This is a genomic window from Novosphingobium sp., assembly GCF_030696665.1.
Lineage (GTDB): Bacteria > Pseudomonadota > Alphaproteobacteria > Sphingomonadales > Sphingomonadaceae > Novosphingobium.
In genome coordinates this window covers 67,001-79,361 of the sequence record NZ_JAUYRV010000040.1, presented here as the reverse complement: position 1 = coordinate 79,361, position 12,361 = coordinate 67,001, and the positions used below count along the sequence as shown (strand labels likewise).

General features: G+C 63.3%; 14 protein-coding genes. 4 read left to right on the top strand and 10 right to left on the bottom strand.

All coding sequences use genetic code 11. The features are described from left to right. Nucleotides 1-35: 35 nt before the first annotated feature. Entirely contained in the window at nucleotides 36-998 is a 963-nt protein-coding gene (locus Q8R81_RS11220) for a complex I NDUFA9 subunit family protein (RefSeq protein ID WP_305617832.1), read from the top strand. 288 nt (nucleotides 999-1,286) lie between these two features. Here Q8R81_RS11220 and Q8R81_RS11215 read toward each other — a convergent pair whose 3' ends face one another. Both Q8R81_RS11215 and Q8R81_RS11210 read right to left on the bottom strand, forming a co-directional pair. Then, nucleotides 1,287-1,958, bottom strand: a complete 672-nt coding sequence (locus Q8R81_RS11215; protein WP_305617945.1) for a glutathione S-transferase family protein — start codon at nucleotides 1,956-1,958, stop codon at nucleotides 1,287-1,289. A 68-nt stretch (nucleotides 1,959-2,026) separates the two neighbouring features. Next, on the bottom strand, nucleotides 2,027-2,929 hold the full coding sequence (locus Q8R81_RS11210) for a LysR family transcriptional regulator (protein ID WP_305617830.1): 903 nt from the start codon (nucleotides 2,927-2,929) through the stop codon (nucleotides 2,027-2,029). Between the two features lie 100 nt (nucleotides 2,930-3,029). Here Q8R81_RS11210 and Q8R81_RS11205 point away from each other — a divergent pair, with 100 nt between their 5' ends. Beyond that, complete coding sequence (locus Q8R81_RS11205) at nucleotides 3,030-4,127, top strand: serine hydrolase (protein ID WP_305617829.1); 1,098 nt, start codon at nucleotides 3,030-3,032, stop codon at nucleotides 4,125-4,127. Nucleotides 4,128-4,234: 107 nt separating this feature from the next. After that, nucleotides 4,235-4,804: a family 16 glycoside hydrolase gene (locus Q8R81_RS11200; protein WP_305617827.1), complete on the top strand. Its 570-nt coding sequence runs from the start codon at nucleotides 4,235-4,237 to the stop codon at nucleotides 4,802-4,804. 9 nt (nucleotides 4,805-4,813) lie between these two features. Here the strand turns inward: Q8R81_RS11200 and Q8R81_RS11195 are convergent, their stop codons facing one another. The 8 genes from Q8R81_RS11195 to Q8R81_RS11160 form a co-directional block, all read right to left on the bottom strand. Beyond that, nucleotides 4,814-5,068, bottom strand: a complete 255-nt coding sequence (locus tag Q8R81_RS11195; protein ID WP_305617825.1) for a hypothetical protein — start codon at nucleotides 5,066-5,068, stop codon at nucleotides 4,814-4,816. A gap of 158 nt (nucleotides 5,069-5,226) precedes the next feature. Continuing rightward, a complete protein-coding gene (locus Q8R81_RS11190) occupies nucleotides 5,227-5,670 on the bottom strand; it encodes a chemotaxis protein CheW (RefSeq protein ID WP_305617823.1) in 444 nt (147 codons plus the stop codon). A gap of 38 nt (nucleotides 5,671-5,708) precedes the next feature. After that, the gene (locus Q8R81_RS11185) at nucleotides 5,709-6,083 is read right to left on the bottom strand and encodes a response regulator (protein WP_305617822.1); all 375 of its coding nucleotides are present in this window, start codon (nucleotides 6,081-6,083) and stop codon (nucleotides 5,709-5,711) included. A gap of 21 nt (nucleotides 6,084-6,104) precedes the next feature. Then, complete coding sequence (locus Q8R81_RS11180) at nucleotides 6,105-6,674, bottom strand: chemotaxis protein CheD (RefSeq protein WP_305617820.1); 570 nt, start codon at nucleotides 6,672-6,674, stop codon at nucleotides 6,105-6,107. Between the two features lies 1 nt (nucleotide 6,675). Further along, nucleotides 6,676-7,710 (bottom strand): chemotaxis response regulator protein-glutamate methylesterase, encoded by a 1,035-nt coding sequence (locus Q8R81_RS11175; RefSeq protein WP_305617818.1) that lies wholly within the window; start codon nucleotides 7,708-7,710, stop codon nucleotides 6,676-6,678. Beyond that, nucleotides 7,707-8,567: a protein-glutamate O-methyltransferase CheR gene (locus Q8R81_RS11170; RefSeq protein ID WP_305617815.1), complete on the bottom strand. Its 861-nt coding sequence runs from the start codon at nucleotides 8,565-8,567 to the stop codon at nucleotides 7,707-7,709. The genes Q8R81_RS11175 and Q8R81_RS11170 overlap by 4 nt, the downstream gene beginning before the upstream one ends. Nucleotides 8,568-8,572: 5 nt before the next feature. Then, the gene (locus tag Q8R81_RS11165) at nucleotides 8,573-10,792 is read right to left on the bottom strand and encodes a chemotaxis protein CheA (RefSeq protein WP_305617812.1); all 2,220 of its coding nucleotides are present in this window, start codon (nucleotides 10,790-10,792) and stop codon (nucleotides 8,573-8,575) included. Next, nucleotides 10,789-11,061: an STAS domain-containing protein gene (locus tag Q8R81_RS11160; RefSeq protein ID WP_305617810.1), complete on the bottom strand. Its 273-nt coding sequence runs from the start codon at nucleotides 11,059-11,061 to the stop codon at nucleotides 10,789-10,791. Before Q8R81_RS11160 ends, Q8R81_RS11165 begins: the two co-directional genes overlap by 4 nt. A gap of 221 nt (nucleotides 11,062-11,282) precedes the next feature. Between Q8R81_RS11160 and Q8R81_RS11155 the strand changes: the two genes are divergently transcribed. Next, complete coding sequence (locus Q8R81_RS11155; RefSeq protein ID WP_305617808.1) at nucleotides 11,283-12,323, top strand: chemotaxis protein CheB; 1,041 nt, start codon at nucleotides 11,283-11,285, stop codon at nucleotides 12,321-12,323. Nucleotides 12,324-12,361: the final 38 nt, after the last annotated feature.

Below are 12,361 nucleotides of genomic sequence, written 5' to 3'. Positions count from 1 at the left end.
GCCCGGTTTGCGGGCGGACAGGCAGGATTTTGCACATGGCAAATGACAAGACGCGCGATCTGGACGGGATGCTGGTGGCGCTCGTCGGCGGCAGCGGGTTCTTCGGCACGCATCTGGCGCAGGAATTGCTGGCGCGCGGGGCGCGGGTCCGGGTGTGCAGCCGCCATCCTGAGCGCGCATTCCGGCTCAAGACGCTGGGCGGGTTGGGGCAGACGCAGTTTGTTGCGATTGATGTGACCAAGCCGAACACCGTGGCCAAGGCGCTGACGGGTGTGGATGCGGTCGTCAATCTGGTGGGTGCGTTCACGGGCGATCTCGATTCGCTGCAGGGCAAGGGCGTGGGCCGCGTGGCCGAGGCGGCGACGGCCGTAGGCGCGAAGGCGTTCGTCCATGTCTCCGCACTGGGGGCCGATGCGTCGTCGGATGTGCCTTATGCGCGGACCAAGGCTGAGGGTGAGGCGGCGGTGCTGGCGGCGTTTCCGTCTGCCACCGTGGTGCGGCCCTCGATCCTGTTTGGTGAGGATGACAACTTCCTCAACATGTTCGGTGGTCTGGTAAAGCTGCCAGTCCTCCCTGTGTTCGGGCCGGATGCGAAGCTGCAGCCGGTGTTTGTCGATGATGCGGCCGAGGCAGTGGGCAATGCTCTGGCCGATCCCTTGGCGCATGGCGGCAAGACGTATGAACTGGCCGGGCCGGAAGTGGTGACGATGGGCGAGTTGAACCGCCGGATTGCCAAGGCGGCGGGCCGCTCGCCGGTGTGGCTGGACCTGCCCGATGCGGTTTCGGGCGCGTTTGCGGCGATGACGGGGTGGCTGCCGGGTGCGCCGATGAGCACGGACCAGTGGAAGCTGCTGAAGGCCGGGAACTTTGCCACGGGCACGCTGCCGGGCATCGATTCGCTGGGGGTGAGCGCGCGTCCGCTCGGCCTGTTCCTGGATCGGTGGATGACGCAGTTCCGCAAGTTCGGACGGTTCGGTGTGAAAGCAAAGTCGGCCTGAACCTGAACAGGTTTACACAGTTTACACAGTCCATGAGAAAAAGCGGCGGGAGGGTTCTTCCGCCGTTTTTGCGTGTCGGCTCAGGGTTTGGGATCATTCCCTCCACCAGCCCCTCCCGCCTGCGGGAGGGGAGTTTGGGTTGCGCTTTTGGCGAGGGAGCAGGGTGGGGCATGGTCGGGAGGCTATGCCGTGAGCGGGTCTGTAGGACAGCGGTTTTTTGGGGGCGTGGGTGCCCCTCCACCATCCTGCGGATGGTCCCCCCTCCCCGGTCCAGGGAGGAACTGACGCTCAGGCGTTCACGTCGGCGTAGTGGGCGGGCGGCTGGATCACGTCCATGCGTTCGGCCAGAAGGGGGCGGAAGCTGGGGCGGCTTTTGAAGACCGAGTACCAGCCGCGCGCCTGTTCGTGGCCCGACCAGTCAATGCCGCCAAGGTAATCGGCGACCGAGATCTGCGCGGCGGCGGCAAGATCGGCAAGGCTCATGGTGGCACCGGCCAGCCAGGGGCGGTTGTCGATCAGGTAGTCGATATAGTCGAGATGTTCGTCGGCCAGCCGCAGTGCATCGCGCAGGCGCTTGCTGTCGGGCGAACTGCGATAGACGAGGCGCTTTTTCATGCGCTCTTCCAGCAGGGGGCCGGTGACATCGGCATAGAAGTTTTCGTCAAACAGGGCGACGAGACGGCGGATTTCGGCCCGGGTGGGGGCGGTGCCGTTGATCATCGGGGTCTTGTCGACCGTCTCTTCGAAGTACTCGCAGATCGCCCGGCTGTCAGCCAGCGAGATGCCGCGTTCGGGATTGTGGATCGCGGGCGTGCGATAGGCGGGGCTGAGGCCCCCAAACCCCTCTCGCCGCTCCCACGGATTTTCGCGCACGAGATCATAGGCCACACCCTTCTCGCTGAGCAGAAGCCGAACCTTGCGGCTGAAGGGACACAGGGGGAATTGATGAAGCTGCCACATGCGCCGGAGCATTGCGCGGGGATGGGGGGGAAGTCTAGGGGGTGTGGCAATCCGGCGGGGACTGGTTTTCAAAGTTGGCCCAGCATATCGACCAGAAACTGCGCCAGAACCTGCACCCGTGGCGGGGTGGCGCGGTGGGATGGGCGGACGAGCCAGATATCGCCCCTGATTGTGCGGTAGTTCGGCATCACAGCCACCAATTGACCGGCGGACAAGGCGGCGCGCGCTGAATAATCAGGCACTTGTGCCAGTCCCATGCCCGCGATGGCCGCCACGACAACGGCTTCGCCATCGTTGAGCGTAGGCCCGCTGCCCAGCTCACGATCAAGTTCGGTGTCGTCGAACATCCAACGTTCCAGCAGTCCGGTAGACGGATAGCGGAAGCGAATGCAGGTATGCCCGGCAAGATCACCCAAAGTTTGCGGTGCGGCACGGTGCGCCAGATAGGTGGGGGATGCGCAAAGCAGGAAGTTGTGCGGTGCCAGTTTGCGGGCAATCAGGCCGCTGCTGTCGAGTGTACCGGTGCGCACGGCAAGGTCGATCCCGCCTTCTACCAGATCCACCTTGCGATCATCCAGCCCAACATCAAGTTCGATGCCGCTGTGGCTTTGCGTGAACTGCGCCAGACGGGGCAGTATGACCATCCGCCCCAGCGTGGCGGGCAGGCTGATGCGGACCCGGCCTGAAGGCGCGCGCGACTGATCGCCCAGCATGGCTTCGATTTCGCGCAGATCGTCAATCATGCGGGTGGCGCGCGCAAAAAGCTCTTCGCCTTCATACGTCATGGACAAGCGGCGGGTCGTGCGGATCAGAAGGCGCATGCCAAGGCGCGCTTCGAGCCGTGCGACGGCCTTCCCAACGGCGGACGCGGAAAGGCCAAGCGTGCGACCAGCAGGCGCAAAGCCGCCGGTTTCTACTGACACCACGAAAGCGGTTAGGCCGGAGAGCGATTCGAGGCTGAATGAGGACATTGTGTCCGTATTGATCGGACATTACAGCTTATTCCGTCAATATGGGAATGATGGCACATGCGGGGAAAGCCCGATTGGTGGGCGGACCAAGGATCGCACCATGCGTAAACGCACATTGATCTCGCTATTTCTGCTAGGCACACTGCCACTAAACGCAGCGCTCGCCAGCGCCGAGCCACTGGCTGCTCACCAACCACCGGGCGCGCGCACATTGCCACCTGCGGCAAGGGCTGCGGTCGATGCCATGATTGCCAAAGGCACACCGGGCGTGACTGTGGTGTTTGGCGGGACGGGGCAAGAAACGGTGCGGGCCGATGTTGGACAGATCTCAGCCGACACGCGCTATCCCATTGCGTCCGCTTCAAAGTGGCTGGCGGCAGCTACAGTGATGGCGCTGGTGGACGAAGGCAGGCTTTCGCTCGACAAGCCGGTTTCCACATGGTTGCGCGGGGCACGGGGCAGGGCGCGCAAGCTGACGCTCCGCCAGCTTTTGGCGCAGACATCGGGCGTCGCGGGCGGCCTTGGCGAGATGTATGACCTGAAACAGGACCATCGCATGACGCTGCGCCAGTCTGCTGACGAGGTGCTTGCACGACCATTGTCCACGACGCCCGGCGCGGTGTTCAACTATGGTGGGCCGGGGTTTCAGGTAGCCGGTGCCGTGGTCGAAGCGGTGACGGGGCAGGCATGGGAAGAGGTGTTCCAGTCCCGCATCGCACGCCCGCTTGGCATGACCGGGACGGTTTGGGCACATCTGAAGTTCGGTGAAGCAATCCCGCCAGCTGACGAAACCCGCAATCCCGTGCTACAGGGTGGGGCTATAAGCACTGCCGACGATTATGTGCGCTTCCTTGAAATGCTGGCTGCCAAGGGCATCTACAAGGGCCGCCGCGTGCTGTCCGAGCAGGCCGTGACCGAAATGATGCGCGACCAGACGCCTGCGGCAAAGATGCTGCCAACGAATGCGGCCTTGCTGGAAAGCGCACACTACGGTCTCGGCAACTGGTGCGAAACGTGGGACGTCCAAGGGCGCTGCACCCGGAGCTCCAGCATCGGTGCGTTCGGCACTTATCCGTGGGTCGATCTGCCAACCGGGCGTTTCGGGCTGGTTTTCATCAACCGGCAGACCGATGCTTTCGCCGTATGGCCAGAAATTCTGGCGGTTCAGGCGGCGGTGACTTCGGGATCGGACAGATGAGGGTGACGTGGCGGCGCATGTGTCTTCTGGTTTTGTCCGCTGTCGGCCTGTCCGCAGGGACTGTGCCGTGGCGTAGTCCAAACATTAGCGATTTTGCTGCCAAAGGCGTGGAACTGACGACGGATGCACAAGGCTGGCGGATCGAACTGCCGCGACGGTATTGGCAGGATCCCGCACGCGAAGCGTTGGCTGACCGTGACTTCATGGCATTGCTGCCCATCGATTTTCACGATGGTGTGATCGAAGTCGAGGTGAAAGGTGAACTGGCCGAAGGCGCGCCGGAATTTGCGCGGGCCTTTGTGGGGCTGGCGTTCCGCGTGGGGAAGGGCCGGTTCGAAAGCATCTATCTGCGTCCCACCAACGGCATCGCCGAAGATCAGGTACGCAGAAACCATTCGGTGCAATATGTGGCGTGGCCGGAATGGCGCTTTGATCGGCTGCGGCGCGAAAGCCCGGAACGGTACGAAACTGCGGCAGATATCGCACCGGGGCGGTGGACGACGATGCGGATTGAAGTGTCTGGAAGCAGGGCAGTGCTGTTTCTGGACAAGCGACCGGTGCCGGTGTTGATCGTCAGCGACCTGAAGCTGGGACCGGATCAGCGTGGTGGTATCGGGTTGTGGGTTGAAACCGGGACGGTGGCGCACTTCCGCAAATTGCGGATCACACACCGCTGAGGGTTTCGACTATCGCCCCGACAAACGCATCCGATCCCGCAGTACGTCAATCGCGATCCGCTCGATTTCCTCAGCCGGGCGTTCTGCCACCAGCAGGTTGCCCAATGAGCGCTGTTTCTGGGCGATGAGGTCTATCGCCTGAAGTTTGTCCATGTGCTTGATGGCGATGTCCATGTCCATGCACAGGGCGGCGCCCAGGGCTTCGACTTCTTCGGCGAGCTCTTCCAGCACGACGGCGATCTGGCGGTGTGTTGCTTGTGCCATCTGGTGGACCTTTTGCTCTTGTGTTTTCGTCACCCTGAACTCGTTTCAGGGTCCATCTGGCCACTCGCATTGCGGTTCGTGGGGAGGGATGGATGCTGAAACAAGTCCAGCATGACGAGCTTTTGAAGGGACGGGATCAACGCCGGGACTTTTCAGCCTCAGGCGGCTTCGGGCACCACGACGGCGTCTGACAGCGCGGCAAGGTTCAGGACCATGACCATCTTGTCGTCAATCGCGGCAAGGCCTTCGAGGAACGGCACCACCGTATCGCCTGCCGAAGTGGGCGGCGGGGGCTGCAGGGTTTCGCTGTCGAGCGTGACGATGTCGCTCACCGCATCGACGATCCAGCCGGAGATCTGCTGGCCCTGCTGCGTCACGATGATGGCGTGGCGCGGGGTGGCCTCGGTCTCGCGCCAGCCGAGGCGTGCGCCCAGATCGATCACCGGCAGCACGGTGCCGCGCAAGTTGACGACGCCTGCGACATAGGAGGGCACGCGCGGCAGGCGCGTGGTGGGGGACCATGCGCGGATTTCGCGGATGGCCATGATATCGAGGCCGAAAACCTGGCCTTCGACTTCGAAGGTGATCAGTTCGCGCAGCATGGTTCTGTGCTCCTTGGTTGGCTTAGTGGGCGGAGTTTTTAGTGGGCAACCCGGCGGACCGCGGCGACGAGCTTTTCGGGGTCGAACGGTTTGACGATCCAGCCGGTGGCACCGGCGGCGCGGGCGCGGGCCTTCTTCTCGTCCGAGCTTTCGGTTGTCAGCACGAGGATCGGGCGGTCACGATGGCGGCTGCCTTCGCGCAGGCGTTCGATCAGGCCGAAGCCATCGAGGCGCGGCATGTTGATATCGGTGATGACGACATCGACCTCGTTCATCGCCAGCCAATCGAGCGCAGCCATGCCGTCTTCGGCCTGCGACACATCGAAGCCGTGGCCCGACAGGGCGTGATTGAGCAGCGCCCGCATGGATGGGCTGTCGTCTACGGTAAGGATCCGGGTTGTGGTTGTAGTCATGGGAGAGGCTCGCTTTTCCGATCAGAACAGTTCGACGTCGCCAGTGGACAAGGCCGGGCGCAGGGTGGGTTGGACGGGTGGTGCAAAACGGTCTTCTACCGTGCGCAGGCGGACCTGGCCCGACGCGGGGCGGAAATCGACACGGCGCGCGCTGGTGCCACCCAAATCCTCGCGCATCAGGGCAATGCCTTCGCGGCGGAGGAATTCGCGGGCGAATTCGGCGTTCATCGTGCCAATCTTCATCATGTTGCGATTGACGTTCGCCCCGCCATAAAGGTGGGCCTTGAGGTTGCTTTTGCGGGCACCACGGCTGAGCATCTGGTTGACCAGAAGCTCCATCAGATAGACGCCGTAGTGTTCGTCCACTTGTGTGCCGGGCAGATTGGCGGGGGGTTCTGACAGCAGGAAATGGTTCATGCCGCCGACCTTGCTTTGCGGATCGAACAGGCACGTGGCCACGCACGATCCGAGCACGGTGGAGTATTCGATTGATGCGTTGGCGCTGGCAAGGGCCTGCCCTTGCATGACGGTGACCCGTTCAAGCGGCGGTGCGCCCGATGGATTTGGGGGGATGGGGGATTCGAAGCTCATCTTACGCCGCCTTGCTGAAGGCGTGGCGGGCGATGGAACCCAAAGGCGCGACGATGCGCGCGGCACCAAGGTTGATTGCAGCGCGGGGCATGCCGAAGACGGTGCAGGTCGCCTCGTCCTGCGCAATGGTACGCGCGCCTTTCTGGGCCATCGAGAGCAGGCCTTGTGCGCCATCAGCGCCCATCCCGGTCAGCAGGATGCCGACTGCACGGGGACCGATGATCTCGGCGACCGAAGCGAACAGCACATCGACGCTGGGCATGTGGCCGGAGACCGGTTCGCCGCTGCGCAGCTTGCAGTGGAAGGTGCTGCTGCCGCCAATGGAGAGGTGCCGATCATCGCCGGGCGCGAGATAGACGTGGCCATCCCGAAGCGGCATGTCGGGTTCGGCAATCATGATCCTGGGCGGGCACGACTGGTCGAGCGTGCGTGCGACGGCAGGCGCGAAGCGGGCGTTGATGTGCTGCACGATCAGGGTGGGCGGGCAATCGGCAGGAAAGCCGGAAAGCACCGTCTGCAGTGCCTCCACGCCGCCGGTGGACGAGCCAATGGCGATCAGCGCGGGGCGATCGGCCAGCGTGCCGCGCACTTCGGCGGCTATGCGGGTGATGGTTGAGGGTGCTGCGGCGGGTGCGCGGGGTGAGAAGCGGACCTTGGCGGCCTCGCGGATCATCTGTGCCAGCATTCCGGCATCGTCGAGACCCATGCCGCCGCCTGACTTGGCGTAGCAATCAACCGCACCGAGAGCGAGCGCACGGGCGCTCATGTCGTTGCCTTTCTGCGTGGAGCCGGAGACGATGATCACCGGGGTCGGGCGCAGTTGCATGATCTTGGCGAGGAAATCGAGGCCGTTCATGCCGGGCATTTCGATGTCGAGCGTGACGACGTCCGGGTCCAGCTCGCGGATCACTTCGCGGCCTTCAGCGGCGTTGGCGGCGGCGGCCACAACTTCGATGTCCGGCTCCTTGCCCAGCCGGTTCATCAGGATGGCGCGCATGGTGGGAGAATCTTCAACGATAACGACGCGGATGGTCATGCGGCCCTCTTGCGGTAGATGGTTGGACCCTGGGTCGACAGCAGATCGAGCGCCGGACCGGTCACGCGTTCGGAATGACCGATGTAAAGCCAGCCGCCGGGGGCGAGCTTCTCGGCAAAACGATGCACGAGCCGTTCCTTGGTGGGATTATCGAAATAGATCATCACGTTGCGGCAGAAGATCGTGTCAAACTGCCCCTGCATCGGCCAATCACCCAGCAGGTTGAGCGACCGGAAGCGGGCAAGTTGCTGCACTTCGGGCGCGATGGTCGATTCCTCGCCGGTGCTGCGCGTCCAGTGGCGGCGCAAGCCATCGGGTACGGGCTTCAGATCCTCGGTGCGGTAGGTGCCTGCGCGGGCCTTGGCGATGGCGTGCGTGGCAATGTCGCTGGCCAGCAGACGCAGATCGCGCTTGGCGATGTTTGCGCCAGCGGAAGCGTCTTCGCCCAGAAACGTCATCAGCAAGGACCACGTTTCCTCACCGCTGGAGCAGCCTGCCGACCACAGACGCACTTTGCCGCCGCTTTGCAGCCGCTGGACATAGCCTGGGCGCACTTCGCGGGCGAAGTGTTCAAAGTGGTGGGCTTCGCGGTAGAAGAAGGTGTGGTTAGTCGTCAGTGCGCAGATCGCCTTGGTGCGCTCAGTCGCGTCTTCACGAATGCGGATGACATAGGCACCGAATGTCGCGCAATTGGCGTTGCGCACCAGTGGGGCGAGGCGTGAATAGACCAGCATGGCCTTTCCGCTGGACAGGACGATGCCGGCTTCCTTGTGCGTGATTTCCGAAATCGCGCGGAAGTCTGCCTCGTCGAACACGCCGGGGCTGACCCCGGGCATCGACGCATCAAGGGCGTCCATCAGGCTCATGCGGCTTCTGCCAGCGGAGAATTGCCGCCCGCAGACGCGAGGCTGCGCGAGACGAGGCTGTCGACATCGACAATCAGCGCGACACGGCCATCACCAAGGATGGTAGCACCCGCCACGCCCTCGACCGAGCGGTAATGCGTGTCGAGGCTTTTGATGACGACCTGGCGTTGATCGCAGATCGCATCGACCAGCAGTGCGGCGCGGCCTGCGCCCTCGGTTTCGACCACGATCAGCACGCCATCGCGCGGGTCGGTGCAGGCACCGGCTGCTCCTACGGACTGGCTGAGCGGGATCACCGGAATGAACCGTCCGCGCACGTTTATCATGCAGCGGCTGGCACCAAGGCCCTGAACTTCGTTGGGTTCGGGGCGCAGGCTTTCCACCACATTGGCAAGCGGCACGACCAGTGTCTGGTCACCCACGTTGACGACCATACCATCGGAAATGGCCAGCGTCAGCGGCAGGGTAAGCGTGAATGTGGTGCCCTTGCCGGGTTCGGAATCGATGGTGATGCGCCCGCCCAGATCCTTCACGTTCTGGCGGACTACATCCATGCCCACGCCGCGACCGGACACATTCGTCACGGTCTGCGCGGTAGAAAAGCCCGGTGCGAAGATCAGCAGGTCGATCTCCTCCTTGCTCATCACCGTATCGGGCGAGATCAGGCCTTTTTCGACCGCCTTGGCAAACACGCGTTCGCGGTCGATGCCCTTGCCGTCATCGCCAATGCGGATGAGGATGCGGCCAGACCGGTGCTCTGCCGAAAGCGTCAGCGTGCCCTCGGCGGGCTTTCCGGCAGCGATGCGTTCGTCCGCCTGTTCGATGCCGTGATCTACCGCATTGCGGATCAGGTGAGTCAACGGCTCGCCCAGACGCTCGATGACAGTCTTGTCCAGTTCGGTCGTCTCGCCCGACACTTCGAGCTTCACGTGCTTGCCGGTGGAAGATGCAAGTTCACGCAGGATGCGTGGCACGCGGCTGAACACCGAGCCGATCGGCTGGGCGCGGATCGCCATGGCCGATTCCTGGATGTCGCGGGTCAGCCCTTCGATCATTGTCATGTCTTCGGCCACAGCGAGGCCCTGATCGGCCAGCCGCTGTGCCATCATGGCCTGCGCGATAACGAGTTCGCCCACAGCGTCGATCAGCTTGTCGAGCTTGCCCAGTTCAATGCGGATTGACTGGCCGGGTGCAGGCGGTGCTGGCGGTGCCGAACCCGTGCGCGCCAATTCGGGGTCCGGGGCAAGCGGCGCTTCGACGGGCGCCGGAACGGCGGAGGCAGGAGACTGCACCATCGCCGCCACGGGCGCGGCAACAGGAACTGCAATGGGTGCGGTTGCCACTGGTGCAATTGGTACCGGCGGTTCAGGATATTGCACCTGCGGCATGTCTGCTTGGGCACCAAAGGCCAAAGAGCAGTCGTCACCGACGAAATCGAAGATGTCGCGAACCGCATCTTCGCCCACGCTGGCGGGGAAGCTGAATGCCCAGCCAAGATACCCCGTACCGACATCAAAGCCGTCGAGGGGCGGGATCGAGGATATGTCACACAGTTCGCAAACGCCGCCCAGTTCGCTCATTTCGCGCAGCATCAGCAGCGGTTCACTGCCATTGCGCATCGCCGCAGCATGGGGCCGCACGCGAACTTGCCAGCGGGCTTCGGGGGCAACAGCAGCCGGGGCCATGTCATCCGAAATGTCATCCAGCAGGGCGTCGAGATCAAAGTCGAAGTCGAAATCGTCGCCCGAACTGTCAGCCACTTCGGCCTTTTCAGGTTCAGGGGCGGGCGCAGGAGGGGGGGGAGCGGCAGCAACTGGCGCTGCTGGTGCTGCACCCGCATTGGCCGCCATCGCAGCGGTCATTTCCGCCTGCAGCGCGGCATCCTCTGGCGGCTCACCACTATCGCGCGCAGCGGTAACGTGGTCGCTCAGTGTATCAAGCCCGCCGAGCATCAGGTCGATCAGCGGTTCGGTAATCGGCACGGTGCCATCGCGCACATCCGAAAGCAGTGTTTCGAAAGTATGGGTGAAGCCCTGCAGCGCGATATAGCCGAACGCGCCCGCGCCGCCCTTGATCGAATGGACTGCCCGAAACACCGCGTTGACGGTATCGCTGTCCTGCGTGCCATCGCGGCAGGCCGCAAGGCCTTGCTCTGCGGCTTCGAGCGACTCCTCGCACTCGGCAAAGAAGATGGCCTGGATTTCTTCGGCGGTCATGCGTGAATCCCTGAAAAGAGTTCCTCGCCAAGCCCGGTGAGCTGGGCCACGTCGCGCAATGTCTGCGAAGGCTCGATCACCGCGCCTTCACCGGTTTGGCGGGCGCTGACGAGCAACTGGAGCATGGCCTGGCCGATGTGCTGGCACTCGCGCGCATCGATCCGCAGCGGGCCGGAGCCGAGTGCTGCAATCATTTCAGGCAGCAGCGCTTCGGCTGCGGCGCGATCGCAGCGCGCGGGCAAAGTGATCGATGGCGTGACCGACGACATGAAGATGCTCTTCCTCCGACTCGACTAAGGCGGCTCTACTTGGCCGGTCCGGGGGAATCGGACACGGCATCATGGTTCGAAGAGATAGGGCATGAGGGCAAAGGCCGCCTTTCGCGTACCTTAGGGTGAGATACGTAAGGGGCGGCACAGGAATTGGTCGGCTCTGCGCGCGTAAAGGAATGTGGACGGCATAATCACGCCAGTTCAAGAGGTTCCTTCAAATGCATGATGCTCGCGTACTCGTTGTCGATGATTCCGCCGCTATGCGGGCGCTGTTTGCCGATATTCTCGATCAGGCAAAGAACGTGACGGTTGTCGGTGCGGCGTCCAGTGCCAACGACGCCCGAGAGCAGATCAAGGAACTGCGCCCCAACGTGGTCACGCTCGACGTGGAAATGCCGGGGATGAGCGGGATCGAATTCCTGGAAGAGCTGATGGGATCGAACCCGATTCCGGTGGTCATGCTCTCCAGCCTTACGCAGGCGGGCACTGAAACTTCGCTCAAGGCCTATGAGCTGGGCGCGGTGGAATGCTTCCCCAAACCTTTGAAGGCCACGCCCGAACAGTTTGCCAAGACCGTGGGCCAGTTGGGCAAGATCGTGCTGGCGGCGGCCAACAGCAACGTCAAGGACCGGCGCGCCCCGCGTGACACCACCAGGGTTGCCAAGGTGGCAGAAACGAACTTCGAATGGAACGGCCACATCCTTGCGATCACCGCATCGATGGGCGGGATCGATGCGCTGACGCAGATCCTCGGCGATTTTCCCGAAAAGTGCCCGCCCACAATCATCACGCTCAATGCCGAGCCGGCGGTGGTTGAAACATTCATCAAACGCATGGATGGCGAGCTGAAATGCGCGGTAAAGGCCGCCAAGGATGCCACGCCGCTTGTGCCGGGCACAATCCACATCGCCTATGACCCTGAGCGTCACGCGGTGATTGAACCGGGCACACCTGCCAAGCTGCGCCTGATCGACCGCGATCCGGTGGACGGCGTGCGCCCTGCGGCCAACCTGCTGTTCGGATCAATCGCGCGCGGTGCGATCCCGGCGGCTGGCGCTGTGCTGACCGGCATGGGCCGCGATGGTGCCAAGGGCCTGCGCCTGATGCGCGATGCCGGGTGCAAAACCTTCGTGCAGGATCGCAAGACCGCAATGGTGGCCGAAGCGCCAAACGCTGCAATGGACATGGAAGCGGCTGACAAGGAACTGGGGCTTGGCGATCTTGGCGAGGCCCTGATCGCCTGCTGCCATACGGGCTGACATTCTTCCCGCATCCAGCTTCCCGCGCGAACCGTCCC

Excerpts from the sequence above, each read along its gene's own strand:
- Q8R81_RS11170 (WP_305617815.1), bottom strand. The coding sequence starts at position 8,567 with ATGGACGCCCTTGATGCGTCGATGCCCGGGGTCAGCCCCGGCGTGTTC.
- Q8R81_RS11180 (WP_305617820.1), bottom strand. The coding sequence starts at position 6,674 with ATGAGCTTCGAATCCCCCATCCCCCCAAATCCATCGGGCGCACCGCCG.
- Q8R81_RS11190 (WP_305617823.1), bottom strand. The coding sequence starts at position 5,670 with ATGCTGCGCGAACTGATCACCTTCGAAGTCGAAGGCCAGGTTTTCGGC.
- Q8R81_RS11155 (WP_305617808.1), top strand. The coding sequence starts at position 11,283 with ATGCATGATGCTCGCGTACTCGTTGTCGATGATTCCGCCGCTATGCGG.
- Q8R81_RS11165 (WP_305617812.1), bottom strand. The coding sequence starts at position 10,792 with ATGACCGCCGAAGAAATCCAGGCCATCTTCTTTGCCGAGTGCGAGGAG.
- Q8R81_RS11220 (WP_305617832.1), top strand. The coding sequence starts at position 36 with ATGGCAAATGACAAGACGCGCGATCTGGACGGGATGCTGGTGGCGCTC.
- Q8R81_RS11215 (WP_305617945.1), bottom strand. The coding sequence starts at position 1,958 with ATGTGGCAGCTTCATCAATTCCCCCTGTGTCCCTTCAGCCGCAAGGTT.
- Q8R81_RS11195 (WP_305617825.1), bottom strand. The coding sequence starts at position 5,068 with ATGGCACAAGCAACACACCGCCAGATCGCCGTCGTGCTGGAAGAGCTC.
- Q8R81_RS11175 (WP_305617818.1), bottom strand. The coding sequence starts at position 7,710 with ATGACCATCCGCGTCGTTATCGTTGAAGATTCTCCCACCATGCGCGCC.
- Q8R81_RS11185 (WP_305617822.1), bottom strand. The coding sequence starts at position 6,083 with ATGACTACAACCACAACCCGGATCCTTACCGTAGACGACAGCCCATCC.
- Q8R81_RS11210 (WP_305617830.1), bottom strand. The coding sequence starts at position 2,929 with ATGTCCTCATTCAGCCTCGAATCGCTCTCCGGCCTAACCGCTTTCGTG.
- Q8R81_RS11160 (WP_305617810.1), bottom strand. The coding sequence starts at position 11,061 with ATGTCGTCGGTCACGCCATCGATCACTTTGCCCGCGCGCTGCGATCGC.
- Q8R81_RS11205 (WP_305617829.1), top strand. The coding sequence starts at position 3,030 with ATGCGTAAACGCACATTGATCTCGCTATTTCTGCTAGGCACACTGCCA.